Annotated in this window: 26 protein-coding genes; 6 read left to right on the forward strand and 20 right to left on the reverse strand. The window is 71.0% G+C overall.

Annotated features, from left to right (window positions below; genetic code table 11):
- Window positions 1-87 precede the first annotated feature (87 nt).
- The 5 genes from AB0K21_RS05960 to AB0K21_RS05980 are packed head-to-tail and all read left to right on the forward strand — an operon-like array spanning window position 88 to window position 5110.
- Window positions 88-972: an ABC transporter substrate-binding protein gene (locus tag AB0K21_RS05960; RefSeq protein ID WP_343963350.1), complete on the forward strand. Its 885-nt coding sequence runs from the start codon at window positions 88-90 to the stop codon at window positions 970-972.
- The gene (locus AB0K21_RS05965; RefSeq protein WP_364148179.1) at window positions 963-1883 is read left to right on the forward strand and encodes an amino acid ABC transporter permease; all 921 of its coding nucleotides are present in this window, start codon (window positions 963-965) and stop codon (window positions 1881-1883) included. The genes AB0K21_RS05960 and AB0K21_RS05965 overlap by 10 nt, the downstream gene beginning before the upstream one ends.
- Window positions 1883-2647: an amino acid ABC transporter ATP-binding protein gene (locus AB0K21_RS05970; RefSeq protein ID WP_364148182.1), complete on the forward strand. Its 765-nt coding sequence runs from the start codon at window positions 1883-1885 to the stop codon at window positions 2645-2647. The genes AB0K21_RS05965 and AB0K21_RS05970 overlap by 1 nt, the downstream gene beginning before the upstream one ends.
- Entirely contained in the window at window positions 2644-4248 is a 1605-nt protein-coding gene (locus AB0K21_RS05975; RefSeq protein ID WP_364148185.1) for an amidohydrolase family protein, read from the forward strand. Before AB0K21_RS05970 ends, AB0K21_RS05975 begins: the two co-directional genes overlap by 4 nt.
- A gap of 52 nt (window positions 4249-4300) precedes the next feature.
- The gene (locus AB0K21_RS05980) at window positions 4301-5110 is read left to right on the forward strand and encodes a serine hydrolase (protein WP_364148188.1); all 810 of its coding nucleotides are present in this window, start codon (window positions 4301-4303) and stop codon (window positions 5108-5110) included.
- 197 nt (window positions 5111-5307) lie between these two features.
- Here the strand turns inward: AB0K21_RS05980 and AB0K21_RS05985 are convergent, their stop codons facing one another.
- From AB0K21_RS05985 to AB0K21_RS06010, 6 genes are all read right to left on the reverse strand, one after another.
- On the reverse strand, window positions 5308-6219 hold the full coding sequence (locus tag AB0K21_RS05985) for a LysR family transcriptional regulator (protein ID WP_343963344.1): 912 nt from the start codon (window positions 6217-6219) through the stop codon (window positions 5308-5310).
- A 120-nt stretch (window positions 6220-6339) separates the two neighbouring features.
- Entirely contained in the window at window positions 6340-6996 is a 657-nt protein-coding gene (locus AB0K21_RS05990; protein ID WP_343963342.1) for an ATP-binding cassette domain-containing protein, read from the reverse strand.
- Complete coding sequence (locus tag AB0K21_RS05995) at window positions 6989-7924, reverse strand: ABC transporter ATP-binding protein (RefSeq protein ID WP_343963341.1); 936 nt, start codon at window positions 7922-7924, stop codon at window positions 6989-6991. The genes AB0K21_RS05990 and AB0K21_RS05995 overlap by 8 nt, the downstream gene beginning before the upstream one ends.
- Entirely contained in the window at window positions 7921-8733 is an 813-nt protein-coding gene (locus AB0K21_RS06000; RefSeq protein WP_343963340.1) for an ABC transporter permease, read from the reverse strand. Before AB0K21_RS06000 ends, AB0K21_RS05995 begins: the two co-directional genes overlap by 4 nt.
- Window positions 8734-9714, reverse strand: a complete 981-nt coding sequence (locus tag AB0K21_RS06005) for an ABC transporter permease (RefSeq protein ID WP_343963339.1) — start codon at window positions 9712-9714, stop codon at window positions 8734-8736.
- A complete protein-coding gene (locus AB0K21_RS06010) occupies window positions 9711-11261 on the reverse strand; it encodes an ABC transporter substrate-binding protein (protein WP_364148194.1) in 1551 nt (516 codons plus the stop codon). The genes AB0K21_RS06005 and AB0K21_RS06010 overlap by 4 nt, the downstream gene beginning before the upstream one ends.
- A gap of 253 nt (window positions 11262-11514) precedes the next feature.
- Here AB0K21_RS06010 and AB0K21_RS06015 point away from each other — a divergent pair, with 253 nt between their 5' ends.
- On the forward strand, window positions 11515-11970 hold the full coding sequence (locus tag AB0K21_RS06015; protein WP_343963337.1) for a GNAT family N-acetyltransferase: 456 nt from the start codon (window positions 11515-11517) through the stop codon (window positions 11968-11970).
- 226 nt (window positions 11971-12196) lie between these two features.
- On the opposite strand, the gene AB0K21_RS06020 is transcribed toward AB0K21_RS06015, so the two are convergent.
- The 14 genes from AB0K21_RS06020 to AB0K21_RS06085 all read right to left on the reverse strand — a co-directional run bounded on the left by AB0K21_RS06020 (window position 12197) and on the right by AB0K21_RS06085 (window position 26405).
- A complete protein-coding gene (locus tag AB0K21_RS06020) occupies window positions 12197-13666 on the reverse strand; it encodes a dihydroorotase family protein (RefSeq protein WP_364148197.1) in 1470 nt (489 codons plus the stop codon).
- Window positions 13659-15095 carry an MmgE/PrpD family protein gene (locus tag AB0K21_RS06025; RefSeq protein WP_343963335.1) on the reverse strand — a complete coding sequence of 479 codons (1437 nt, stop codon included), beginning with the start codon at window positions 15093-15095 and terminating at the stop codon, window positions 13659-13661. Before AB0K21_RS06025 ends, AB0K21_RS06020 begins: the two co-directional genes overlap by 8 nt.
- Window positions 15088-15984, reverse strand: coding sequence for a cyclase family protein (locus tag AB0K21_RS06030; protein WP_343963333.1), 897 nt, complete (start codon window positions 15982-15984; stop codon window positions 15088-15090). The genes AB0K21_RS06025 and AB0K21_RS06030 overlap by 8 nt, the downstream gene beginning before the upstream one ends.
- Window positions 15985-16047: 63 nt before the next feature.
- The gene (locus tag AB0K21_RS06035; protein WP_364148201.1) at window positions 16048-17250 is read right to left on the reverse strand and encodes a CoA transferase; all 1203 of its coding nucleotides are present in this window, start codon (window positions 17248-17250) and stop codon (window positions 16048-16050) included.
- A 50-nt stretch (window positions 17251-17300) separates the two neighbouring features.
- Entirely contained in the window at window positions 17301-18128 is an 828-nt protein-coding gene (locus AB0K21_RS06040; protein ID WP_343963331.1) for an IclR family transcriptional regulator, read from the reverse strand.
- 64 nt (window positions 18129-18192) lie between these two features.
- The gene (locus tag AB0K21_RS06045) at window positions 18193-19467 is read right to left on the reverse strand and encodes an Ohr family peroxiredoxin (RefSeq protein WP_343963330.1); all 1275 of its coding nucleotides are present in this window, start codon (window positions 19465-19467) and stop codon (window positions 18193-18195) included.
- Complete coding sequence (locus tag AB0K21_RS06050) at window positions 19464-20825, reverse strand: M20/M25/M40 family metallo-hydrolase (RefSeq protein ID WP_343963329.1); 1362 nt, start codon at window positions 20823-20825, stop codon at window positions 19464-19466. Before AB0K21_RS06050 ends, AB0K21_RS06045 begins: the two co-directional genes overlap by 4 nt.
- A 17-nt stretch (window positions 20826-20842) precedes the next feature.
- Window positions 20843-21613, reverse strand: coding sequence for an SDR family oxidoreductase (locus AB0K21_RS06055; RefSeq protein WP_364148206.1), 771 nt, complete (start codon window positions 21611-21613; stop codon window positions 20843-20845).
- Window positions 21610-22467, reverse strand: a complete 858-nt coding sequence (locus AB0K21_RS06060) for an ABC transporter permease (protein WP_343963326.1) — start codon at window positions 22465-22467, stop codon at window positions 21610-21612. Before AB0K21_RS06060 ends, AB0K21_RS06055 begins: the two co-directional genes overlap by 4 nt.
- 14 nt (window positions 22468-22481) lie before the next feature.
- Window positions 22482-23312, reverse strand: coding sequence for an ABC transporter ATP-binding protein (locus AB0K21_RS06065; protein ID WP_364148209.1), 831 nt, complete (start codon window positions 23310-23312; stop codon window positions 22482-22484).
- 150 nt (window positions 23313-23462) lie between these two features.
- Complete coding sequence (locus AB0K21_RS06070; RefSeq protein ID WP_343963324.1) at window positions 23463-24593, reverse strand: ABC transporter substrate-binding protein; 1131 nt, start codon at window positions 24591-24593, stop codon at window positions 23463-23465.
- A gap of 14 nt (window positions 24594-24607) precedes the next feature.
- The gene (locus AB0K21_RS06075; protein WP_343963323.1) at window positions 24608-25021 is read right to left on the reverse strand and encodes a nuclear transport factor 2 family protein; all 414 of its coding nucleotides are present in this window, start codon (window positions 25019-25021) and stop codon (window positions 24608-24610) included.
- A complete protein-coding gene (locus AB0K21_RS06080; protein ID WP_343963322.1) occupies window positions 25021-25332 on the reverse strand; it encodes a hypothetical protein in 312 nt (103 codons plus the stop codon). The genes AB0K21_RS06075 and AB0K21_RS06080 overlap by 1 nt, the downstream gene beginning before the upstream one ends.
- On the reverse strand, window positions 25332-26405 hold the full coding sequence (locus AB0K21_RS06085; protein ID WP_343963321.1) for a class I SAM-dependent methyltransferase: 1074 nt from the start codon (window positions 26403-26405) through the stop codon (window positions 25332-25334). The genes AB0K21_RS06080 and AB0K21_RS06085 overlap by 1 nt, the downstream gene beginning before the upstream one ends.
- Window positions 26406-26421: the final 16 nt, after the last annotated feature.

Genomic DNA, 26421 nt, shown 5'->3' on the forward strand with positions numbered 1-26421 from the left:
GCTGAGACTCGCAAGCATTCATGTGTGTTGGGGCCGTTACCTCCCGTCGACACCATAAACTCAACTTTTCGCAAACTAGGAGATTTCGTGACAAAGCGCCTTTATTCGGTCATTGCTGTCGCGCTGGCGGTATCGGCATTCGCCGGCGGTTGCGGGCGCTCGTCGTCGGGAACCGACGCCGACGCGGGCGCCACCTCGGCGGCCGGCAAGACCGCCAAGGAACTGGTGCCCGAAGCCGTCCGCGAGAAGGGCGAGCTCCGGATGGCGACCTCGGAGGGCTACCCGCCGATGGAGATGTACAAGCCGGGCACCCAGCAGCTCACCGGCGTCGACCCGGACCTCGCCGAGGCGATCGCGGCCAAGCTCGGCCTGAAGGCCAAGGTGACCAACGCCGCCTTCGACGGCCTGATCCCGGGCCTGCAGGCGGGCAACTGGGACGTGGTGATGTCCTCGATGAGCGACACCGAGGAGCGCCGCGCGGCCGTCGACTTCATCGACTACTTCAACGCCGGCGGGGCCATCATGGTCAAGAAGGGCAACCCCGAGGGCATCAAGACCCTTGAGGACCTGTGCGGCCGTACCGTCGTGCTGGCCAAGGGCAGCTCGAACCTCGCGATCGGGCAACGGCAGGACGAGAAGTGCGCCAAGAAGATGCAGATCATGCAGAGTGAGGACGCGCCGACCGGCCTGCTGAGCATCGACTCCGGCCGCGCGGTCGCCACCATCGTGGACTCGCCCGTCGCGGCGATGTACGCCAAGGAGACCGGCAAGTACGAAGTGCTGCCCGAGCAGTACGACGCCGGCCCCTGGGGCATCGCGATCGACAAGCGCAACACCGCGCTGCGCGACGCCGTGGCCAAGGCCATGCAGGAACTGAGCGCCGACGGCGGTTACCAGGCGATCCTGGAGAAGTACGGCGTCGCGAGCAACGCGGTGTCCGAGGTGACGGTCAACACCAAGCCATGGAAATGACCAGAACGGCCGCGGACACCGAGAATCCGCACCTGCCGATCGACGCGCTCCGCCCGCCCCGGCCCGGCCGGTGGATCACGGCGGCGGCCGCCGGACTCGTCCTGGTCTGGCTGGCCTACACGATCATCGTCAACGAGAACCTGCACTGGGACGTCATCGCCGCGTACCTGATGGACGGCAGGGTCCTCGGCGGCCTGTGGGTCACGATCCAGCTCACCGTGCTGTCGATGGTGATCGGCCTGGCGCTGGGCGTCCTCGCCGCGGTGATGCAGCTGTCCGGCAGCCCCGTGCTGCGGGGCGCCTCCGGGCTCTACACCTGGTTCTTCCGCGGCACCCCGCTGCTGGTACAGCTCATCTTCTGGTTCAACATCGGGCTGGTCTTCCCCACCTTCGGCATCGGCCTGCCGTTCGACGGCCCCAAGCTGATCGAGTGGCAGGCCAACGAGCTGATCACGCCCTTCACCGCGGCCCTGCTCGGTCTGGCGATCAACGAGGGCGCCTACATGGCCGAGATCGTCCGGGCGGGCATCCGCTCGGTGGACCCCGGCCAGCGTGAGGCGGCCGAGGCGCTCGGCATGTCGCACCGGCAGGTGCTTCGCCGGGTGGTGCTCCCCCAGGCGATGCGGGTGATCATCCCGCCCACCGGCAACCAGTTCATCTCGATGCTCAAGACCACCTCGATGGTCTCGGTCATCGCCGGGGCCGAGCTGCTGACCGTCTCCCAGCGCATCTACCTCGGCAACTTCGAGGTGATCGCGCTGCTCATCGTGGCCTCCATCTGGTACATCGTGCTCACCACCATCGCCAGCGTCGGCCAGCACTTCATCGAGAAGCGGTTCGAGCGCGGCCACCACGCCCTGCAGGTCAGGGTCCGCCGCAACCTGCGGCCGTTCAGCAGGGGGAACGTCTGATGGCCGAGCCCATGGTGAGCATCCGCTCGGTGCGCAAGTGCTTCGGCTCCGTCGAGGTGCTCAAGGGCATCAGCCTGGACGTGCCGGTAGGCGGCGTGGTCTGCGTCGTCGGCCCGTCCGGGTCCGGCAAGTCGACACTGCTGCGCTGCGTCAACCGGCTGGAGACCATCGACTCCGGCCGCATCCGGGTGGACGGCGACCTGATCGGCTACGCCGAACAGGGCGACCGGCTCCACCACCTGAGCCCCGCCGGGCTCTGCCGCCAGCGGCAGGACATCGGCATGGTGTTCCAGCGCTTCCACCTCTTCCCGCACCGCACGGCGCTGGAGAACGTCATGGAGGGCCCGGTGGTCGTCAAGGGCGTCTCCAAGAAGGACGCCAGGAGCAGGGCAGTGCAACTGCTGGAACGGGTCGGCCTGGCGGACCGCGCGGACCACTACCCCGCCCAGCTCTCCGGCGGCCAGCAGCAGCGCGTGGCGATCGCCCGCAGCCTGGCCATGGACCCCAAGCTCATACTCTTCGACGAGCCGACCAGCGCGCTCGACCCCGAGCTGGTCCAGGAGGTGCTCGCGGTCATGCGGGATCTGGCCGCCAGCGGGATGACGATGATGGTCGTGACCCACGAGATGAACTTCGCCCGCGAGGTCGGCGACAGCCTGGTCTTCATCGACGGCGGGGTGATCGTCGAGCAGGGCCACCCCCGCGACGTGCTCGCCAACCCGCGCCACGAACGCTTCCGCGCCTTCCTCGGGCAGGTCCTGTGACCCACTTCGACCTGCTGCTCCGGGGCGGCCTGGTGGTCGACGGTACGGCGGCGCCCGATGCCGCCCGCCCCGCCGACGTCGGCGTCCTCGCCGGTCGCCTCACGTTGCTGCCCCCGGGAACCCCGGCCGGCTCCCGCCACACCGAGGACGTGACCGGCCTCGTCGTCGCCCCCGGCTTCATCGACGTGCACACCCACTCCGACGGCGTCACCCTGATCGACGGGGAACCGGGCGGCGACCTGGCCTGGGCCGCCGTCCTGCAGGGGGTCACCACGGAGATCTGCGGCAACTGCGGCTCCAGCCTCTTTCCCGCCCTGCCGGAACGGCTGGCCGCGATGCGCGCGGAGAGCCGGGTCTACTTCGGCGGCGACGTCGGGATGTACGAGGGCTTCGCCGAGTTCGCCGCCGCGCACGCGGCCGTACCCCGCGCCAACCATCTCACCTCCCTCGTCGGGCACGGCACGCTCCGCGCCGGAGTGATCGGTCCCGTCGATCGGGCCGCCACCCCCGGCGAGCTGGATACCATGTGCGCGCTGCTCGACCGGGCGCTCTCGGCGGGCGCGGCCGGGCTCTCCAGCGGGCTCATCTACACCCCCGGCACCTACGCGAGCACCGACGAGGTCGTCGCGCTGGCCGCCGTCGCGGCCGGGCACGGCAAGCCGTACGTCACCCATCTGCGCGATGAGATGTCACGCGTGGAGGAGGCGCTGGAGGAGGCCGTCGAGATCGCGCGCAGGAGCGGCGCCCCGCTGCACATCTCCCACCACAAGACGGCGGGCAAGTACGCCTGGGGACGCACCGAGCGCACCCTGCCCAGAATCGCCGGGCTGCGGGCCGAGGGCATGGACGTGACCTGCGACGTCTATCCCTACACCGCGGGAAGCACGGCGCTGGGCGCGATGCTCCCGCCCTGGGCCTCGGACGGTGGGCTGTCCGCGCTGATGGCGCGGCTGACCGACGCGGGCCAGCGCGACCGGATGCGCCGGGCCATCGCCGAGGGCGTCCCCGGCTGGGAGAACACCGTCGGCAACGGCGGCTGGGACCGCATCTCGATCGCCTGCGCGCCACGCCACCCCGAGACGGAGGGGCACACGATCGCCGAGCTGGCCGCCGCCCGCGGCCAGGACCCCCTCGACGTGGCCGCCGCCCTGCTCGTCGCCGAGCGGGGCGAGGTCACGATCATCAGCCACTCCATGGTCGAGGACGATGTACGGCGGGTGCTGGCCGCGCCGTACTCGATGATCGGCTCCGACGGCGTGCCCAAGCCCGGCGGCCGCCCCCACCCGCGCTGGGCGGGGACGTTCCCCCGGGTGCTCGGGCACTACACCCGGGAGCTGAGACTGCTCGGCCTGGAGACGGCGGTGCACAAGATGACCGGCATGGCCGCGGCCAGGTTCGGGCTGACGGGGCGCGGCGTGATCAGTGACGGCGCCCACGCCGACCTGGTCGTCTTCGATCCCGGCTCGATCGCCGACGGCGCCACCTTCGCCGCGCCGCTGGTCCCGCCGACCGGAGTCCACCTGGTGATCGTCGCCGGTGAGAGCGTGGTCCGCGACGGCGCCGGGACCGGCGCCCGGCCGGGGACGGTGCTGGCCACGTGATCGACGGTATCGACGGTGACGGTGACCACGGTGACCACGGAAGGATGAGGCGATGACAGGGTTCGGCCCGCGGGATGGGAGCGACGCCACCGCGGCGATCATCAGGGTGGCCGTGTCGGTGCCGGGGCTGATCTCCGTCAACGAGGACGTCGAGCTGACCCTCGCCAGTGCCGGCAAGCTGCTGTTGCTCGCCGTGGTGGCACGGGGGATCGCCGAGGGGGAGCTCGACCCCGCCGAGATCGTGGAGCTGCGGGAGGACGACCGCTGCGGGGGTTCCGGTCTCCTCGGCGTCCTGTCCGGCCGCCGCTGGGCGATCGGGGATCTCGCCGTGCTCACCGCGTCGGTGAGCGACAACACCGCGACCAACGCGCTGCTGCGCCGGCTCGGCCTGGACCGGGTCGCCGAGGGCGCCGCCGCGCTCGGCTTCGCGCGGACCCGGATCCTCGACCGGATCCGCGAGCCGCGCCTGCCCTCGCACCCGCCGACCTTCGCCGTCGGTACGGCGGGCGAGCTCGCCCGGTTCGCGGCCGGGCTCGACGGCCGGCGGGAGTGGACCCGGCTCCTGCTTGGTTGGATGGCCTGCAACACCGACCGGAGCCTGGTTCCCGCCCTGCTGCCGAGCGAGCCGGAGGCGCGGGAGATCCCCGGCTCCGTTCCCGCCGGGACGGTCTGGGTGGCGAACAAGACCGGCACCGACGTCGGCGTGCGGGCCGACGTGGGGGTGATGATCGGCGCCGGAGGCCGGATCGGCTACGCCGTGCTGGCCAACGGTCCCGCCGGCGGCGAGCACACCCTGGTGGGGCGTGCCCGCCAGGCCGGCCTGGCCATCGGCCGCCTGGCCGGCCTGCCTCTCGACCGCTGACCCGGGACACGCCGGCCGGCCCCGGCCATGCCGGCGTGTCCCCCGGCACCTCGACGACGACGGCTCCGCCCGCGCGGGTGCCCGCGGCGCCGCTGGAAGCCGGTGCCGCTCCACTCGACGGCTTCGGCGACTCGCGGGAGCTCCGCCGTGCTCGGCGCCGCGGGTCCTATCCCGGGTCCGGCCGGGTCGTCGAGGAGTCAGCGCAGGGCGTTGCGGATCTGGGCCGAGGCGTCGCGCAGGTAGTCGATGAAGGAGCGCAGCGCCGGATTGGGGTTGGTCGGACGGGTGGCGGCGCCGATCCTGCGATAGAGGCGGGGCCCGTCCAACCTGCACACCTGGATGCCCGAGGCCCCCTGCGCGCCGAGGCTGGGCACCAGCGCCACCCCCAGCCCGGCCCTGACCAGTCCGAGGGTGACCTCGTAGTGGTCGCTGCGACAGCGGATCATCGGGTTGAACCCCTCCAGCGCGCTGGCACGCTCCAGCACCGAGACCGGGGTGTCGGTGCCGTACGTGGTGATCCACGGCTCGCCGGCCAGGTCGGCGAGCCGTACCCGCTGCCGCTGCCCCGCCGGATGGCCCGGCGGCACGACCAGAAGCTGCGGCTCGTCGAACAGGTGGATGACCTCGACCCCCTCCGGCGGCTTCCAGGGATCGAGCGCGTGCTCGAAGACGACCAGGACGTCCAGCGCGCCGCGCTCCAGGTCGGGCAGGAGCTCGTGCGGCTGGCCGAGCACCAGGTCGAGTTCCACGGCGGGGTGGCGGGCGGTGAAGGTCGACAGTGCCAGCGGCAGCAGCCGGTATCCCGCGGAGGCGAAGAAACCGATCCGCAGTTGCCCGGCGTCGGCCCTGGCCTGCGCCAGCAGATCCTTCTCCGCCGCCTCGATGATGTCGAGCACCTCCTGCGCCCGGGTCGCGAGCCGCCGCCCGGCCGCGGTCAGCCGCAGGCTCTGCGCGCCCCGCTCGACCAGGCCCATGCCGGCCTCCTCCTCCAGCTTGGAGAGCTGGTGGGACACGGCGGAGGGCGAGAGCCGCAGGGTTCGGGCGGCTCCCGCGATGCTTCCCGTCCTGAAGATCTCCAGAAGCACCCGCAGGCGTTGGCTGCTCAGCATCGTTCCAGTATCGGCACCGGCGAGGCGGCCGGACAGCCGGGGGTCACGGGGCCGTTCCCACCCCGTTTCGCTCCTGCGATGCCGGGATGCCGGTGCGATCCACGTACAAGATCGTGTTCGTCACGGAGACGGCTCTCCGGGTCCGGCGAGACCGACGACCTCGTCGGCCCAGCGATCCAGCAGGACCGGGTCGTGACTGATCGCCAGCACTCCCGCCCCGGTACGCTCCCGGTAGGCGTTCACCACCCCGACCAGGTGCGCCTGCGTGGAGGCGTCCAGCATGGTGGTCATCTCGTCGCAGAGCAGGTAGCGGGGTTCCAGGGTCAGTGCCCTGGCCACGCAGGCCCGCTGCAACTGCCCGTCGGAGACCTCGTGCGGCCACCGGGTGAGCAGTTCGCCGGTCAGCCCTGTCTCCCGGGCCAGTTCGGTGACGCGCCCTTCGTCCGGCCGGCCGTTCGCGGCCAGCGGCTCGCCGATCACCTCGGCGAGTTTGAGGCGCGGATCCACCGAGAGCCTGGGTTGCTGGTAGATCAGGGCCACCCGGGTGCGCAGGTCGCGGGCCGCGCGCTGCCGCCAGCGCGTCACGACCGCGCCGTCCACGGTGAGCGTGCCCGACACCGGACGCAGCATCAGCGCCATGACCCTGGCCAGCGTCGACTTCCCGCAGCCGCTCGGCCCGGCCAGGCCGGTCACCTTACCCGGCGTGATCGTCAGGGACGTCTCGTCCAGCGCGGTGTGCCCGCCGTACCTGACGGTGATTCCGGACGCCTCAAGCATGCCTGTCCTCCAGGGCGTGATGGCAGGCCACGCCGCCGTCCATCGGCGGCGGCACGGCGCACCGCCCGGTCTCGTGGCCGCAGCGCGACCGGAACGCACACCCTTCGGGCAGCCGGGTCAGCTCGGGCGGCAGGCCGGGGATGGGGACGAACGCCCGATCCGGCTGGGCCGCCACCAGCCCCGCCGTGTACGGATGACGGGGGCGCCCGAGCACCTCGGCCACCGGCCCCACCTCGACCAGGCGGCTGGCGTACATCACCGCGAGGTCGTCGGCGACCCGTTCGGCGGCGCGCAGGTCGTGCGTGATCAGCAGTACGGCACGTCCCTCGTCGCACAGCTCGCGCAGCGTTCCCATCGCCCGGTCCACCAGCGGCCGGTCCAGCCCGCTGGTCGGCTCGTCGGCCAGCACCAGCCACGGGTCGCCTGCCAGCGCGATCGCGTTCGCCACGCGCTGGGCCATGCCGCCCGACAGCTCGTGCGGGTAGCGGTCCAGCTCCCGCGGGCGCAGGCCGTACCGCGCCGCCAGGTCATCGGCCGTGGCACGCGAGCCGAGTTCGCGTACGGCCTCCTGGAGTTGCGCCCGTGCCGTGCGCACGGGCGTGAGGTGGGTGGCCGGGCTCTGCGGGATGAGCCCGATCTCGCGCCCGCGCACCCGTCTGGCCAGTACGGTCTGCGAGGCGCCGAGCAGTTCCACCGGCTTCTCGCCGCACTCCAGCCATGCCTGGCCGGAGACGGTCGCGTTGTCCGGCAGCAGGCCGAGCAGCGCGTGCGCGAGCACCGACTTGCCGCATCCGGACTCGCCCACCAGGGCCAGGCAGCTACCGGGTCGCACCTCGAAGGTCGCCTCGCTGACCGCCTGCACCCGCGCGCCCGGGATGCGGAAGCTGACGCTCAGCCCCTGCACCCGTAGCCGTCTCCTGCCGGTCACAGTTCCAGCTCCGATCTCCAGCGGGGGTTGTGGCGGTCGCGCCAGTGCTGGGCCAGCACCGACACCGCCAGCGTGGGCGCCAGGATGAACAGGCCGGGCATCAGGCTCGACCACCAGTCGCCGGTGAGCAGCGAGCGCTGCCCATCGTTGATCATGTTGCCGAGTGAGGCCAGGTGCGGTGGGAGTCCCAGGCCGAGGAAGCTCAGCGCGGTCTCGTGCCAGATCGCGTGGGGCATCATCAGCACCGTCGCCAGCATCAGGTGAGGGAGAAGGTGCGGCAGGAGATGGCGGCGGACCACCCGCGTCCTGGTCGAGCCTCCGGAGATCGCCGCCTCCACGAACGGGCGCGAGCGCAGCGAGAGCACCTCGGAGCGCACGATCCGCGCCGCCGTGGTCCAGTGCGTCACACCCACGGAGACCACCACGGCGGCGGCGCTCGGCGCGAACAGCGCGACGATGAAGATGCCGAACAGCAGGTGCGGCAGGGCGTTGAAGCCGTCCACCACCCGCATGAGAAGACGGTCGGGCAGTCCTCCCAGAGTGCCCGCCGCCAGGCCCACGAGTCCGCCGATCACCATGCTGACCAGCGCGGCCACCAGGCCCACGAGGAAGGAGACCCGCAGGCCGTAGATCGACCGGATCAGCACGTCCCGCCCGACCTCGTCGGTGCCGAGGGGGTGCGAGAGCGAGGGGGGCTGCCCGGCCGCGCGCAGGTCCACCAGGCTCTGGTCGAGTTGCACGACGGGCGGCACCAGGAGTACGGCGAGCGCCAGCAGCACCAGGGTGCCGATCGCGAATCTCACCGGCATTCAGCCCACCCCCAGCGTGCGCACCCGCGGATCGGCCACGGTGTAGGCGATGTCGGCGAGCAGATTGCCGACCAGTACCGCCGCCGTACCCAGCAGCGTGAGCGCCGCCAGCAGCGGGAAGTCCATGGCCAGCGCCGACTGTACCGAGGCCGCGGCGACGCCGGGCCAAGAGAAGATCGTTTCGACCAGGATCGCGCCGGTGACCAGCTCCGGCATCCGGGTCCCGAGCAGGGTGAGAAAGGGCAGCAGCGCCGACCTCAGCGCATGCCGCAGGATCACGGTTCGCTCACGCAGGCCACGGGCACGCGCGCCGATCACGAAGTCCTCCCGCAGCACCCCGATGACCGACTCCCGCACGTAGAGCACCAGCCACGAGGACTGGGAGATCGCCAGCACCGTGACCGGCAGGACCAGGTGCGCGGCCACGTCAGCGGGGCTGGTCGTGGTCGACGCCGCGTCGGTCAGGCCCCCCGCCGGCAGCCAGTCCAGCTGGACCGCGAAGACCCAGATGGCCAGCAGCCCCAGCCAGAACACCGGGGCGGCCTCGTTGGCGAACGCGCCGCCGGTGATCACCCGGTCCATCCAGGAGCCACGCCGCCAGGCGGCGAGGGTGCCGGCCACCAGGCTGCCGGCGAACATCAGCACCAGCGCCGAGCCGGTGGCCAGCAGGGTCCAGCCCAGCCGCTCCCCGATGATCTCGCTGACCGGCCGGTGGAAGGAGCGCGACTCGCCCAGCTCGCCGCTGACCAGATTGCCGAACCAGGTGGCGTACTGCTCGAGGAACGGCCGGTCCAGGCCCCAGTTCCGCCTGATCGACTCGATCACCTCCGGAGAGGTGACCAGCGCGCGTTCGCCGAGGTACTGCCTGACCGGGTCGAAGGGGGACGCCTGGGCCAGCGCGAACATGCCGATCGTGACGGCCACCAGCAGCGGCACCGCGAAGGCCGTCCGCCAGGCGACCATCCTGAGTATCGCTCTCACGCGACCGGCTTCCAGGTGTGGATGCCGGCGAACAGGCCGCCGGTGGCGTGCTCGTGGCCGTCCACGCCCGGCACGATCCCTTCGTACCTGCCGCGGATCACGTACACGTGCTTGAGGAAGACCAGGTACGAATAGACCTCGTCGTCCCTGACGACCTTCTGGAAGTCGGCGTAGATCCGCTCGCGTTCCGCCTGCTCGCCCGCGGCCCTGCCCTGCTCCAGCAGCCTGTCGGCCTCGGGGTTGTCGTAGCGGCCCGGGTTGAAGAAGCCCTGGCCCTTGAAGTCGGAGTGGAACAGCTCGTAGTTGACGTAGTCGGGGTCGTACGGGCTGCCGAACCCCATGACCGCCGCGTCCCTGTCCAGTCGCGCCTCGATCGCGTCCCAGTCCAGGCCGATCGGCTCGACCCGCAGGCCGATCCTCTTGGCGTCGGAGGCGGCGGCCAGCGCGAGTTCCTTGCGCAGCGAGTCGCCCGCCGGATACATCAGGGTGAACTCGGCGTCCTTGCCGTCCTTCTCCCTGATGCCGTCCCTGCCCATGGTCCAGCCCGCCTCGTCGAGCAGCCTGCCGGCGGCTTCGGGGTCGGTGCCGCCGGTCACCTCGGGGTTGTGCCATCCGGTGTCGGGCGAGATCGGCCCGTAGGCGGGGACGCCCGCGCCGGCCAGGATCGTGTCGACCATCGCCTGCCGGTCGAGGGCCAGGCCGAACGCCCTGCGTACGGCCAGGTCGCCGGTCACCGGCCGGGTCATCGGGAACACGATCGCGCGATAGTCGGCGCTCGGCACGTCGTACACGGTCATGTCCTGCCTGCCGCGCAGCCCGGCGGCGGCCTTCGGCGGCAGCACGGTGGCGTCGAACTCGCCCGCCCGGACCCGGGTCGCGCGCACGTTGTCGTCGGGTGCGAAGGCGAGCACCAGCCTGGAGATCGCCGGAGCGGCACCCCAGTACTCCTTGTTCGCCTCCAGCACGATCTTGTCTCCGGGCGTCCAGGAGACGAACCGGTAGGGGCCGCTGCCGACCGGCCTGGTCTTCTCCATCGTGCCCGCCGGCACGATGCCGAGCGTGGTGCGCTGCACGAACGGCGCATAGGGGTAGCGGAGGCCGAACACCACGGTCCGCGCGTCGGGAGCCGCCACGTCCTTGATCGCCGAATAGTCGCTCCTGATCGTGGAGTTGTTGCCGGGATCGAGCAGCGCCTCGTAGGTGTACTCCACGTCCTTGCTGGTCAGCGGCTTGCCGTCGTGGAACTTCAGCCCCTCTTTCAAGGTGAAGGTGACGGTCGTCCCGTCCTCGGAGACGGTGGGCGGCTCAGCGGCGAGCGCGGGCTTGATCGTCAGGTCGGGTGCCCGGCTCATCAACCCGTCGAAGATCAACGAGCCCCCGTCAGGGGAGAACCCGAGCACCGGGCTCAAATTGTCGAATTCCGAGCTCAGACCGATGACGAACGTGTCATCCGGCGGGTCGGCCGGCCCCTGGGGAGCGGAGCAGGCCGCACCGGCCAGGGCGAGGACGACGCACAACGTGGCGGACTTCTGGAGAAGTTTTGTCACAAGAGAACTTCTATCACTTGCAACTAACTTGCAATAACTTGGGATGGACTTCCCGTGGAGCTCAGGTTGCGTTCACCCCTCACCCGACCGGGGCGGCAAGGGGCCGCGCGGCGCGATCGAGGAGGTCTCGCCGCCCAGCGGCGCGAGTGGGTCGTGCCCTCAGGACGGCTGCGGTTCTCCGCGGCACCCGCCTTCTGGTTTCACGGTGTTCGGTGGGAAGATCGATTGTTCCCACGAGAGGATGGGCGCGGAATTGAAGATCGTAGTTGATGACCTCTCCGGTCCGGAGATCGCCGGATTCCTCGACGAGCACGTCCAGGAGATGCGGTCCATCACTCCGCTGGAGAGCAAGCACGCCCTCGACCTGGAGAGCCTGCGCAGGCCCGAGATCACGTTCTGGTCGGTCATGGACGGTGACAGCCTGGTCGGCTGCGGCGCGATCAAGAGGCTGGACGCGGGCCACGCGGAGATCAAGTCGATGCGTACCAGGCCGACGCGCAAGCGGAGCGGAATCGCCTCCCTCCTCCTGGAGCACATCGTCACCGAGGCCAGGCGCATGGGATTCACCAGGCTGAGCCTCGAGACCGGGGCGACCGAGTTCTTCCTGCCCGCTCGGAAGCTGTATGAGAAGTTCGGGTTCGAGTACTGCGACCCGTTCGCGGACTACGCACCCGACCCGAACAGCGCGTTCATGACGAGAGCGCTCTGAGGACCTGACCGCCGGCCTCCCGCGAGGACGCCCGGCGCGAACGCCTCACCGCCGTCGTGCCGTCCGGAACCCGCACTCCCGGAACTCCTCGCCGGCCTCGCGGGACCACTGCCGTTTTCGACGCATTCCCGGTTGTGAGAGGTCACCGGGCGTTCGAAGCGGCGTGGCCACGAACGAACGCGACCGGGCCCCGCTCTTCGAGCGGGGCCCGGCGTGCAGGAACCGGTCAGGCGATGCCGGTGGGGCGGTGGATGTAGCGGCCCACCGGGTCACCGACGATCTTGCCGCCGTCGAGGACCCGGTTGCCGCGGACGAAGGTGTCGGTGACCCGGGCGGTCAGCTCGAAGCCCTCGAACGGGGTGTACTCCTGGGTCGACTCCGAGTCCGCGGCCCGGACGGTCCAGGTCCGGTCCGGGTCGACAAGGCACAGGTCGGCGTCCAGGCCGACCGCGATGGCGCCCTTGGTGCGCAGGCCGTAACGGGTCGCCGGGTTCCGCGAGGTGAGCGCCGCGATCCGCCCGTAGGACAGGCCGCGGCGACGGCCCTCGGTGATCATCCCTGAAAGCAGGTACTCGGCTCCGCCGAAGCCGGACTTGGCGACGAAGATGTCGTCACGCGGCTCGCCGAACTTCGTCTCGTCCCGGCAGCAGGCGTGGTCGCTGACCACCCAGTCGACGGTGCCGTCCAGCACGTACTCCCACAGCGCCTCGACGTCCTCGCGGGGCCGCAGCGGCGGGTTGACCTTGCCGCCGAGGCCGTGCGCGGTGGTGATGTCGGCCAGCAGGTGGCCGACGGTCACCTCGCGCCGGAAGTCGATGTGGGGGAACGCGCCGGCCATCCGGACCGCGGCGTCCACCGCCTTCCTGGACGACAGGTGCAGCAGGTTGATGGTGGGCAGGCCGGTCTCGTGGGCCAGGTAGGAGGCGATGGAGACCGCCAGCCCCTCGGAGTGCGGCGGCCGGGAGGCGTGGTAGGCGGCCAGGCCGCTCAGGTCTCCGGCGTCCTCCACCATCTTGGTGTACGCGCTCATGATCTCGGCGGTCTCGCAGTGCAGCGACAGCGAGATCTCGTCGGCGAGATCGGGGAAGCGCTCCCTGGCCGCCTGCACGCCGCGCATCACGAACTCGAAGTGCGCGTAGTCGTAGCGCTCCCCTGGCGGGATCATCAGGAAGGAGTTCTGGTCGGCGGAGCGGCCGTGCAGGCCGTGGCTGCCGTAGAACATGAAGACCTTGAACGAGGTGACGCCGAAGCGCTCGATCAGGTCGGGGATCTCCCCGATGTGACCGCGCGACATCGGCGCGAGGTGGAAGCCGTAGTCGACGTAGGCGCGGTCGGCGGCGGCGTCGAGCACCTCGGGGAAGAAGTCGGCGTACTCGCCGCCCTTGTTGAGGTAGTACTGGCCGGTCCGCATGTAGGTCAGCGCGGTGGTGACACCGCCCTGGGCGCTCGCCCTGCTCTCCGAGACGGCGTCCTCGCCCAGCGGGTTGTAGATGCCCCAGTGCTGGTGGGCGTCCACCACGCCGGGGAAGGCGAGCTTGCCGGCGCCGTCGACGACCTCGCGGGCCGCCGAGGCGTCCAGGCCGGGCTCCACCCTGGCGATCCGCCCGTCCTTGATGGCGATGTCCGCCTCGACGGGCTCGTCGCGGTCGTGCGAGACCACGCGGACGTTCTTCACCAGCAGGTCATACTCAGTCACGGCCGTCTCCTGTCGCGTGCTGCGGCTCCGCCACCAGGCGGAGCAGGTCTCCGATGTCGTCCAACTCGTCGAGCCGTGCCACCCGGTCGGTCACGGCGTCCATGGCGGCGGCCGACAGCCGCCCTTCGGCGTTGTCGCGGAACTTCGCCGCCAGCTCGCCCGCCGAGAGCGGCCGCTGGGGGCCGCCCCTGTTGGTGAGCACCTCCTGGCTCCACTCCCGGCCGTCGGCGTCGCGGGCGCGCAGCACCGCGGGGAACTGGTGGGGGAAGATCTCGGTGGCGCGCTCGTCCGCCACCACCTCGACCTTGGCCATGAGGTCCCTGCGGAGCGGGTCTCGGGCCAGCTCGTCGGTGAAGTCCGCGAGCCCCACACCGAGGCCGCCGCCGCCCAGCAGCCCGGCCGCGACCGCGTACGGACCGCTGAACTGCGCCTGGTAGCCGGTCTCGGGAGTGCGCTTGCCGTCGATGGGCTCGCCGATCGTCCGGATGACGGGCGCGGGGACGCCCAGCGTCAGGCTCTCCACCCGAGAGGGGTCGAGCCCCTGCTCGCGCAGCCCGATCGCGGCGTCCACGGCGGTGTGCACGAAGTGGTTGGCGGGGTAGGGCTTGAAGAAGATCCCGGGGGCCGCCCAGTCGGTGCCGAGGCCGGAGGTGATCTCCGACGCCTCGTAGCGCCCGTGCAGGAACGCCTGGAAGAAGCCGAACCTGCCCTCAAGCACGGTCGGCGGCCCGGTGAAGCCACGCCTGACCAGCTCGGCCGAGGTCACCGCCGACTGCGCCGCCCAGCCGCAGTGCAGCCGCTTGACGGTGCCGCCGGTGCGGTTGGCCTCGATGATGCCCGAGGCGGTGGAGGCGGCGACGCCGAGCGCGTCGAGCACGCCCTCGCGCGGCAGGCCGAACAGCACGGCCGCGGCGACGGCGCCGCCCAGGGCCCCGCAGATGGACGTGGCGTGCTGGCCGTGCTCGAAGAACGTCGAGTTGCCGGCCTCGCGGTCGTAGCCCGCCATACCGACCCGTACGCACACCTCCAGGCCGACCGCGATGGCGTGGATCGTCTCGCGGCCGGACGCCCCGGCCAGTTCTGCGGCGGCCAGCGCGGCCGGGACCACCGAGGCGCTGGGGTGCAGTACCGAGGGCAGGTGGGTGTCGTCGTAGTCGAGGGAGTGGGCGAGCACCCCGTTGGCGAGGGCGGCCAGCGGTGCGGGTACCGCGGAGCCGCCGCCCACCACGTGGGCCTGGGGGCGCCCGCCCTGGTCGCGGACGTACTCCACGATGGCGGTGCTGGTCGGCAGCCGGTGCGCGGCCACGCACAGCCCGATCACGTCGAGCACCCGCTTGCGGACGCTGTCGACGACGTCGGCGGGCAGCGTCGAGTAGGAGGTGTCGACGGCGAAGTCGGCCAGTTGACGGCCGAGCGTCGGCTCAGCCACGGCGATCCGCCTCCCCGGCGGCCTCGGCGCTCCGGCCGACGATCGCCAGCGGCCGCACCGGCGAGCCGGTGGCGCCGAAGAGCGCCAGCGGCGACAGCACGAAGGTGAACTCGTGCACGCCGTGCAGGGCCGCCTCCTCCAGGTTCATCGTCTCGATGATGTAGACGCCGGACTCCACCAGCAACACCCGATGCGCGGGCAGCACGCTGTGCCCCTGGCCCGGGGCCAGGCACTCGAAGGCGATGGTGTCGGCCCCGGCGGCGCGCACCCCGCGCTCGGCCAGCCAGTACGCCCCCGCCTCCCCCACCCCTGGGACGCCGGACTCGGAACCGATGTAGACCGTGCGGTCGGGATCGGAGAAGCGACCGCCCCACCCGCTGCGGATCAGCACGACGTCACCGGCCTCGACCTCGGTGCCCTGCTCCCGTACGGCCCGGTCGAGGTCGGCCGGGGTGATCTCGTAGCCCGGCTCGCAGGAGGCCACTCCCAGCGCGGCGGGCAGGTCGAGCAGCACGCCCCTGCACACCATCGGCGCGACCGTGTGGATGCCGTGCTCGGGGTAGCGACCCCCGACACAGGCCGCCGCCGCGTCCGCGCCGCCGTGCAGCAGGCCGTCCTGGGACACATGGGCCAGCGCGTCGATGTGCGTGCCCACGTGGGTGCCCATGACGAGCATGTCGTTGGCCGCCGACCCACCGTCGGGGCGCACCTTGTCTCCGTGGCGGCGCGGGAGCGTGTGGGTGTACGCGGGGTGGTTGGGCGACTGCGGCATGCCCGCGTAGAACGGGCGGCCCAGGTCGTACACGGTCACGCCGCCGCGTACCGCCTCCAGCAGGGGGTCGCGTACCGTCTCTCCCGGTGGGGTGGCCAGGGTGGTGGATGTGCTCACGTCGTCTCGTCTCTCCCGATGTCCGTCTGTCCCCCGATCGGCGCGTCACCGCGCCGTCGCGGATCAGGCGATGATCTTTCGTTCTCGTAGGTCGCTCAGGGTCGCGGGGTCGCAGCCCAGTTCCTCGACGAGCACATGGTCCGTGTCGGCTCCCAGGTCGCGGCCGGTGAACCGGATCCGGCCCGGTGTCCGCGACATCCGCCACATCACGTTGTGCATCAGCACGGAGCCGAGGTCGGCGTCGTCGACGGAGGTGAGCATCCCGGTCTCGCGGACGTGGGGATCCTCCACGAGGTCCCGGGCGTCGTAGACCGGGGCGACCGCGGCGCCCGCCGCGGTGAACTCCGCGACGACCTCCTCCCGGGTGCGCTCGGCGACCCAGTCGCCGAGCAGCCTGTCCAGCAGCTCCACGTGCCGGACCCGGCCCGCGCCGGTGGCGAACCAGGGCTCGTCGATCACCTCGGGGTGCCCGACCAGGCGCATCACCCGCTCGGCGATCGTCTGGGCACTGGTCGAGACCGCCACCCAGTGGCTGTCGGAGGTGAGGTAGGTGTTGCGCGGCGCGTTGTTGGTGGAACGGTTGCCGTGCCGGTGCGCGATGGTCCCGAGCTGCTGGTAGACGGTCGGCGAGGGGCCGACGGCCGTCATGATGGGCTCCAGCAGGCTCATGTCGACGACCTGACCGCGCTTCTCCGGGTCACGCTCGCGCTCCCACAGCGCCATCATCGTCGCCGACGAGGCCGCGATGCCGCAGATGCTGTCGGCCAGCCCGAAGGCGGGCAGCGTGGGCGGTCCCTCGGCCTCGCCGGTCAGGTGGGCGAAGCCGCTCATCGCCTCGGCGAGCGTGCCGAACCCGGCCCGCCCCGCGTACGGTCCCGTCTGCCCGAAGCCGGTGATCCTGACGACGACCAGCCCGGGGTTGACCTCGTGCAGCCTGTCGGGGCCCAGCCCCCAGCGCTCCAGGGTGCCCGGCCGGAAGTTCTCGATGAGCACGTCGGTGCGTTCCATCAGCCGCAGGAAGAGCGCGGCCCCCTCGGGCGCGGACAGGCTGAGCCCGATCGTCTGCTTGTTTCTGGAGATCTCCTTCCACCACAGCGAGACACCGTCCTTGGACTCGCCGTGGCCGCGCATGCCGTCGCCCGCCGTCGGATGCTCGATCTTCACCACGTCGGCACCGAAGTCGCCGAGGATCTGAGCGCACAGCGGTCCGGCCAGAATCGTCGAGGCGTCGACGACCCGCAGGCCCTCCAGTGGTCCGTCGTGCATGCTTACCCCCAGGTCGGAAAAGGTTTCGTCGATGTTCTTCCGGACGGGTGTCACCCGGTCTCCCCCCTGTTCCGGCCTGTTGCGCGGAAGCCGAGGTCGGCCGAGATGTCGGCGGCCGCGGCGGCCACCCACTCCCCCAGCAGCTCTCTGTGGCCGCGGACGAACATGTCCTGCGCCCCGCACAGTGACACCGATCCGACGACCTGCCCGGTCGCGCCGCGGAAGGCCGCCGCCACACTCGTCGCCCCCGACTGCCGCTCGCCGAAGCTGACCGCGTAGCCGAGGGTGCGGATCCGGTCGATCTCCTCGCTCAGCGCGGTCGTCGAGGTGATCGTGGCGTCGGTGACGCTGTCGAGGCGGTGGTGGGCCACGTAGTCGTCCACCTCCGCGTCGGGCAGCGCCGCGAGGATCGCCTTGGAGGAGGACCCCGCGTGCAGGGGATGGCTGGTGCCCAGCGCCACCGACATCCGGATCTCCTGGTCGGAGAGGACCTGGTCGACGTAGACCCGCGACCAGCCCTGACGGAGCGAGAGCGTCGCCGTCTCGCCCGCCCGCTCGGCCAGCGCCACCAGGTGCCGGTGCGCGACGGCGGGCACGTCGAGTTCGCGCATCGCGGCCAGGCCGATGCTCAACGCCCCGGGGCCGAGGCGGTAGAGCTTCGTGTCCGCGTCGAAGCTCAGGAACTGGCCGGCCACCAACTCCCGCAGTATGCGGTGTGTCACGGCCTTGGGCAGGCCGGTCTGCCGCGCGATCACGGAGACGCCCTGGGCCTGAGGCGACCTGCCGATGACATCGATCACGGCGAGAACCCGCGCGATACCGGAGCGGGAACGCTCCGGTTCCGGCTCCTGCTCCTCTCCGATGTCATCGACGGTCATGCTTTCCTCGTTGGTCAGGGCGCGCGCGGCAGGCGACGCGGTAGGGGGAGAGATCATGTGAATGTCATAGGACAGCGCTGTCCGGAGAACCACCGAGGACCTCAATCGTGACGTCGGCGTTACCTCGGATCGCGTTGGAGTAGGGGCACAGGCCGTCGGCGATGCCGACGATCCGCTCCAGGTCCGCCTGCGGAACGTGCGGCGCGGAGATGCCGAGCGCGGCGGTGATCGCGTACTTCCCACCGGGCACCGAGCCGAGGGTCACCGACGTGGTGATGCTCACCGGGTCGAGACCGATCCGCTCGCGCCGGGCCACGACCCCCAGGGCGCCGGCGAAGCAGGCCCCGTATCCCGCGGCGAAGAGCTCCTCGGGGTCGGTGCCGGTGTCGCCGGACGTGCGGTCGGCGGGCCTGGTGAGGGCGAGGTCCAGTGAGCCGGTGAGCGAGCGGGCACTACCCGCGCGACCGCCCTGGACCTCGACGGTCGCGGTGTAGATCGGCTTGAACGTCGCCTCCGGCCGGGCGGCCCGGTGCGCCAGCACGTGCTCGGCCACCGCCTTGGCGAAGATCTCCGGCTGCTCCTCGGCGACGAAGTCGGTGCCGCCGGGGATGGTGACCAGCGGCACGCCCGGCAGCGCCGCCTGGACGACGTCGTTCATCCTGGCCACCACGTCGTCGCCGCCGTGCAGCAGCAGCATGGGGATGCCGGCGAGCGCGGCGGTGTCCAGACGGTGGTCGAAGACCGCCCGATAGGCGACCGCGTAGTCGGGGCCCACGCTGAGATACTCGGCGACCTGGCGGCTGGCCGACTCCGCCGAGATCCGCGGGTAGAGCCAGTAGACCCGGTCCCAGATCGTCTTCAGGTGGCCGCCGTCGTGGGCGACCCGGTAGCCCGGCGCGTAGCCGGCCTTCTTCTCCGCGCGCTCGGCGTCGTCGTACAGCGGCAGCCCCTGGAAGATCAGGCCGTTCACCCGGTCGCGGGCGGTGAGCGCCGCCTCGGCGGCGACCACGGCGCCGGTGTGCTGCCCGAGCAGGTGCACCTTCCCCAGGCCGAGCGCGTCGGCGATCCGCCACGTCGCCGCCGCGTAGTCCGGTATGGACCACTGCTCGCCGGGCGCGTCCGACATCCCGAAACCGGGGGTGTCGACCGCGACGACGTACAGGCCGTGCGCGGCGAGGGCGGCGAGGGCGGGCTCGTAGGTCGCCGACGACAGCGGCGACTGGTGCAGGATGAGCAGCGGGACCGCCGAGGGGTCGCCCGCGCGCCGGTAGTGGACCTGCCCCCAGGGCAGGTCGAGGTAACCGCGCTCGGAGGCACCGCGCAGGTGGGTGGCGCTCACCGGTTCACCGCCATCGCGGCCATGACCTCGACGACGTGCTTGATACCCATGCGGTAGTCCTCCACAAGGATGTTCTCGTTGGGGCCGTCGACCCCGGAGTCGGCGCGCGAGACGCCGATGCCGACGATCGGGCGCCCACCCATGACGCCCTGGTTGCCGATCCACTGCGTGTACGGCTCGATGACGGGCTCGGCGCCGTAGGCACGGCGGGCCGCGTCGGCGACCAGCGACACGAACGGGTCGCGGTGGTCGGTGGCGCTCGGACTGCTGGTGGCCATGACCTCGATCGTGACGTCGCCGAAGCCGTTGTCGGCCAGGTGCTTGCCGACGGCCCGCAGCACCCGATCGGGGTCCTGCCCGGCGACCAGGCGGATCTCCACCTTGGCGGCGGCGGTGGCCGGGATGCCGAGGGTGATGTCGTCGCGGTTGTCGCCTCCGACGATGCCGGCGACCGTCAGGGTCGGGCGGGTGCGGATCTCGACCGCGGCCTGGGCGTCGTCGAGGCCGCCGATGAAGGAGTCGACTCCGGCCCTGGCTCGCAGGAAGTCGCCGTCGAAGTGCAGCCGGCCCAGCAGCTCCCGCTCCTCGTCGGTGGGCACCCGCGCGTCGTCGGCGAAGCCCGCCACGGTGACGGTGCCGTCGGGACGCTGCAGGCTCGCCAGCGCGGCGGCCAGGCGGGTGGTCGCCGACGGGAGCAGTGCGGTGTTCTGGCTGGTCAGCTCACGCGTCAGCGTGGTGGCGGTCAGCCTGAGGTAGAGCACACCCTTCTCGCTGAGCTTGAGCAGCGGCCTGCCCTGGGCGTCGATCCAGGAGTTCTCCCACAGGGTGCCGTCGCTCGCCAGCCGGTCGGCGTGCGCGCGGACGAACGAGCCGAGGCCGGGACTGTGCAGCCACTGCTTGCCCTCCATGATGTAACGGCTGGTGACCGGCGCCTCCTGGCCGGACAGCCGCCACACGGCCGCGGCGTGGACGCGCGACATGAGGGCGCCCTTGTCGTCGGCGACGCCTCGCGCGTACAGCCGCCCGTCGTGGATCTCCGCCGCGTACGGCGGGCTGATCCACCGGTCCTCGTCTCCGGTCGGCTCCACTTCGACGTCGTAGTGGTTGAAGTGCAGCAGGGCGGGCTCGCCGCCGCCGATCTCGCCCAGCACGTACGGGTGGGAGTGTTCCCAGGGGATGACCTCGGCGCTGCCGCCCCAGCGGCCGATCGAGGCGGCGAGGAAGTCGGCGGTGGCCACCATCTGGTCGGGTTCCTGGCGGCGGCTGCGGATCCGGCAGAGCTGCTGCAGTTCCTCGACGAAGGTGTCGAGGTGTGCGTCGACGGCGGCCAGTGCGGCGGCGACATCGGGCTTGGGCATGGAGCACTCCTCACGCGTCATTGGGTGGTGACTCCGCCGTCGACGTAGATCGTCTGACCGGTGGTCATGGCGGCGGCGGGGCTGAGCAGGAAGGCGACCGCGTTGGCGACGTCGCCGGCCCCTGCCATACGGCCCAGGGGGATGGTGGCCATCTTGTCTTTCATGTACGCCTCGTTGGCGCGAACGTCGGCCGTCATGTCGGTGGGCACGATCGTGGGCCCGACGGCGTTGACCCGGATACCGTCGGGGGCCCACTCCAGGGCGAGCACCCTGGCCATGTGCATGACCCCGGCCTTGCTGACGCAGTAGCCGAGGGTGTCCAGGACCGCGATGTGGCCGTTGGTCGAGCCGATGTTCACCACGCTCGCGGCGCTCTCGCCGACCGTTTTGGCCGTGTCGCGCAGCGCCGGGTAGGCGGCCTGGGACATCCGGAAGGTGCCGGTGAGGTTGACGTCGAGGACTTCTGTGAAGTCACCCTCGCTCATCGTGGCCGCCGGCCCCCGCCGTACGATGCCCGCGTTGTTGACCAGGTGGTCGAGGCGGCCGTGCGCGGCGAGCACCTCGGCGACCAGCGCGCGGCAGGAGTCCGCCGAGCGGACGTCGACGTGGTGGCGGGTGTGCCCGTCGCTCTCGGGCAGCGGCGCCTGCCAGTCGTCACCGGAGGTCACGTCGGCCTGGGCCACCCGGGCGCCGCGGGCCGCGAGCGTGGCGGCGATCTCCGCGCCGATGCCCCGGCCCGCGCCGGTGACCAGCGCCACCCTGCCGTCGAAGCGGTTCGGATCGCTCATGCGCCGATCACCCGGCTGTCCTCGGCCCAGAAGGCGAAGCGCCGCTGGGCGAAACGGATCAGTGAGTGCGCGATGAGGCCGAGCACGGAGAGCACCACCAGGACCGCGAACATGCCGGAGATGTCGAAGTTGTAGTTGGTCTGCAGGAGCAGGTAGCCCAGGCCCTCCTTGGCGCCGATGAACTCACCGACGACCGCGCCGAGGATGGCGAAGACGATCCCGATGTCGAGCCCGGCGAAGATGAAGGGCAGCGCGCTCGGCAGCCGGACCATGCGGAAGACCTGGAACCTGCCCGCGCCGAACACGGTCAGCATCTGGATCCGGTCGGCGTCGGCCGAGCGCAGCCCCTCGATGACGTTGACCAGCATCGGGAAGAAGGAGATGACCGCCGCCATGACGACCTTGCTGGTCATGCCGAAGCCGAACCAGACGACGAACAGCGGCGCCAGGGCGACCTTCGGCACCGTCTGGAAGGCGACGATGTACGGCATGAGCGTGCGCTCGGCGAGCCGCACCTGGGAGATCAGCGTGCCCAGCAGCATCGCCGCGCCGACGCCGATCACGAAGCCGAGCAGGGACTCCTGGAGCGTGACCAGCAGGTGCGACCAGAAAAGGCCGTCGGCGAGCTGGGTGGTCAGCGAGGCGACGATCTGCGAGGGCCGGGGCAGCACGTATTCGTCGATGCCGAGGGGCTGGACGAGGAACTCCCAGGCGAGCACCGCGATCACGAAGACCCCGGGGACCATGATGAGCTCGGGGCGCTCGCGGAGATCGAACCCGCTCAGGCGGCTCTTCTTCGGTGCCGGGCCCGGTGGACGGGCGGGGCGGCTGTCAGTGGCCTTGGTCGTTGTCATGGTGGTGTACCTCGTCAGTCGATGACGCCGGCGGCGTTGAAGTGCTGGCGGATTCGTGCCACGTAGACCCCGGCGCGATCGGAGGACATCACGCTGAGATCGCGCGGACGCTCCAGCTCGATCGGGACGATCTCGGCGATCTGCCCGGGGCGGGAGCTGAGCACGATGACCCGGTCGGACAGGAACACCGCCTCGGGGATGGAGTGGGTGACCAGGACGACGGTCTTGCCGCTCTCCTTCCAGATACGCAGCAGCTCGACGTTCATGTACTCCCTGGTCATGGCGTCCAGGGCACCGAAGGGCTCGTCCATGAGCAGTACGGACGGGTCGTGCACCAGAGCCCTGCAGATCCCGGCGCGCTGCTGCATGCCGCCGCTGAGCTCATGCGGGTACTTGTCGCCGAAGCCGTCCAGGCCGACCATGTTCAGCAGGTTCCTGGCCTGCTCGCGGTAGACGGCCGCGTCGAGCTTCTGCACCTCGACGGGGACCATCACGTTCTCCAGGATGGTGCGCCAGGGCAGCAGGGTCGCGGCCTGGAAGACCATGCCCACCTCGGGAAGCGGCTTGGCCACGTCCCGTCCCGCGACGCGGACGACGCCCTCGCTCTTGGGGATCAGTCCGGCAAGGATCTTCAGCAGGGTGGTCTTCCCGCATCCGGAGGGTCCCACGATGGAGATGAACTCCCCCCGCCTGACGGTGAAGCCGATGTCGGAAAGCGCGTGGGTGGGCTCCGACCTGCGGGGCCGGTACAGCTTCTGCAGGCCGGCCACCTCGATCCATGCGTCTTCGTCCACCGGTGCCGATGCGGCGGTGGCCTGGCGGCGGCCGGGGGTCCTGATGGCCATCGGCCCTCCTCTTCGATGCTCGGGTGCTGGTCGGTCGTGGTCGCCGGTCGCTCCGGCCCTGATCCACTTCTGGCGGTGCGGCCCCGGGTCACCCGGGGCCGCGCACTTCGGCGTGTGCGGCTCCGGGTCACCTCGGGCGTACGGCCGGGGTTACTTCGGGCTGTAGGCCTTGGCCTTGGAGACCACCGCGGCCGAGTCGAACTCGTTGGCCGCGGGCAGCAGGCTCGCGTCCCAGACGTCGGCGATCACCGGGTCCTTGGTGATCTGCCCGGCGCCCTTGGTATAGGCGGCGGTCTTCGTCCACTCCTGGTCGCTGATCGCGCCCCAGTCGGCGAAGGTCTCCGGCTCACCGGTGGTGGGGGTCGCGCTCTTCAGCCACGCCGCCATGACCTTGGTGTCGTCGGCGATCCGGTCCTCGGCGGACTTGCCCGCCAGGATCTGCGGGAAGACCGTGTAGCCGATGCGGGTGGCGGCCTCGTTGTTGACCGCGGAGAAGAGCATGCCCTGGTAGCCGGCGCGCAGGAAGCGGGTCAGCAGGTCCTTCTTCTCGTCGAAGGCGTCCTTGCGCACGGCGAAGGTGATGGAGCGGATCCCCTGGAACATGTCCGGGTTGGGGAGGTATTCGTAGGTGACGCCGGAGTTCTCGATCGCGGCGTACGCCTGGGTGTAGAGCGCGAGCGCGTCCACCTGACCACTGCTGATCGCGCCGGCGGCCTGCGCGCCCACACCGACGGGCAGCAGCTCGACGTCCTTCTCCGGGTCCAGCCCGGCCTCGCGGACATAGCCCCGCGCGTACGGGCTGGAGCCCGACGCCAGGCTGATGACGCCGATCTTCTTGCCCTTGAGGTCGGCGCCGCTCTTGATGCCGCTGCCCGGCTTGACCGCCATGACCCACGGCCAGTTCTGCACCAGGCCGCCGATCGCCTTGACCGGCACGCCCTTCTCCGCCGCGGCGAGGATCGAGCCCGCGTCGGCGGCGGTGATGTCGGCGCTGCCGGACGCGACCGCCTGGATGGCGGCCACGGACCCGTCGGCGTTGATGGTCTCGACGTCCAGGTTCTGCTCGTCGAAGAAGCCCTGGTCCTTGGCCACCGCGTAGGCGGCGACCTCCTCCTTGGGGCCGATGACCGCCGAGGCGATGGCGAAGGTGATCTTTCCTCGGGCGGTCTGGGCACCGTCGGTGCCCTCGGGGGCGGCGGTGTCGCCTCCACCGCAGCCGGCCAGCATGGTCAGTGTCGCGACGGTGAGGGCGCCAACGCCCAGTCGCAGGGATTTCTTCACGTACGGCACCTCTGTCAAACCGATGGGGTGGGGGGTGTCAGGCCGGGGAGGGGGAACCCGGCCTCGCTGAGGTCGTTGTAGACGTGCTGCTCGGCGATGAGACCGTCACGGATGACGAACACGTCCACGTAGCGGATGTCCGAGAAGGGGGTCCCGGCCAGGTCCTCGCCGTACAGGGTGCCCAGGGAGGTGACGACGGCGGTGTCGTCGTCACCTTCACCCTCGAAGTACCGTTCGCGGTTCTTGCGCACCCACAGGTAGCGGCCGCCGGCGCCGGCGGCCATCTCCGGCAGTGAGGTGAAGACCAGGTCCCCCGGGAAGACGAGCCGCACCCCCGGTGCCAGGAGCCTGGCGGCCTCTTCGAGGTCGCGGTCCTCGCACAGTTGCAGGTAGTGGTCGACGAGCTTGGCCGCCGTGCCGGCGGCCATCAGCCGGCCTTGGCCGCCAGGGCGGCTTCCCACTGGTCGCGCAGCGGGTGCTCGGCGGGGCCGCTCTCCGCGATGATCCTGATCAGGCGGTTCATCATCGCGTCGCGCTGGCGCTCCAGGGTCCGGCGTTCCGCCTCGTCCGGCACCAGGGAGTCAAGCTCCCCCTCGGCGAGGACGCCGTGGCGGACCAGCAGCGCCTCCAGACCGTGCACCCGTTGGTTGGCGACGTGCAGGTCGGTGCTGAGCTGCAGGACCAGGTCGAGCAGCTTGCCAAGGTGGCGGTCGCGGAAGTAGTCGAATTCGTCGCTCATCAGTTCTCCGGCTTGTTCGCGGCGAGAGCCGCCCACGGGAAGTGCCATTCGCGCCGGTCGCCCCAGCCCTCGGGACGCACGCCCTCGTTGCGCTCGTCGAAGGGGGACCAGGACGCGTCGGTCAGACCGGCCTCGCGGCAGAACTCCAGGAGGTCGGAGGCGAACAGGTCATGGAAGAAGGGCTCGTTGTTGCGCTCGGCGTGCTCGAAGATCGTCGCGTCCCTGAACGGATCACCGGTCGGCTGGAACTCCAGGAAGCGGAGCGCCCCACCGGGCCGCAGCAGGCGGGCGGCCTCCTGGATGGTCTCCTTCACGGCCTGGGCCGGCATCTCGTGCAGCACCATCGTGCCGGTGACCACGTCGCAGGAGCCGTCCGGCAGGCCGGTCGTCCTGCCGTCGCCCTGGAGGTAGGTGATCGCGACGCCCTCGGCCTCGGCCTCGGCGTGCGCCAGGCGCAGGCCGGGAGCGGCGAAGTCGATGCCGATGACCTCGGCCTTCGGGTAGCGGTTCGCGAGCGGGCGGGTGCTCTTGCCGAAGCCGCAGCCGATGTCGACCACGCGGGCCGCGTCCGGCAGGTCGGGCAGCGCGGTCTGGGTGAACAACTGGTGGAACTTGTAGCCGTCGTTGTCGCGCAGCATGACGATCCGCGCGCCGAACTCGTAGACGTACGCGGACAGGTCGTCGGAGAAGAATCCGCCGGGCTGGATGTGGATGTCGAAGTCGGTGTACCAGTCCGGCAGCTCCACCTCGGAGTTCAGGACGAGCTTGCCCTTCGGCGCCCGCACCTCGCCCAGCTGGTCGATCAGGTCGTCACGGCGGCTGATGACGGCGTCGCCGGCGGTCTTCCACAGCATCTTCTGCTGCACCCGCTCAAGGTGGCTGAACCACGAGTAGAGGTTCAGGTTGCGGAACCGCTCGCCGGCCTCCTCCACGGTCTGCGCGGGAGCGCCGTCGGCGCGGTACTCCTCGGCGAGGGCGGGGTAGAGCGTGTCGGCCCACCTCTTGCGCATCGCCAGGATGTAGTCCACGGTGGAGCGTTCGTCGAAGGTCAGGCGATCCTCGATATCGATCATGGTTCTCCTTCTAGGG

Source organism: Streptosporangium sp. NPDC049248 (assembly GCF_040678965.1).
GTDB classification, from domain to species: domain Bacteria; phylum Actinomycetota; class Actinomycetes; order Streptosporangiales; family Streptosporangiaceae; genus Streptosporangium; species Streptosporangium fukuiense.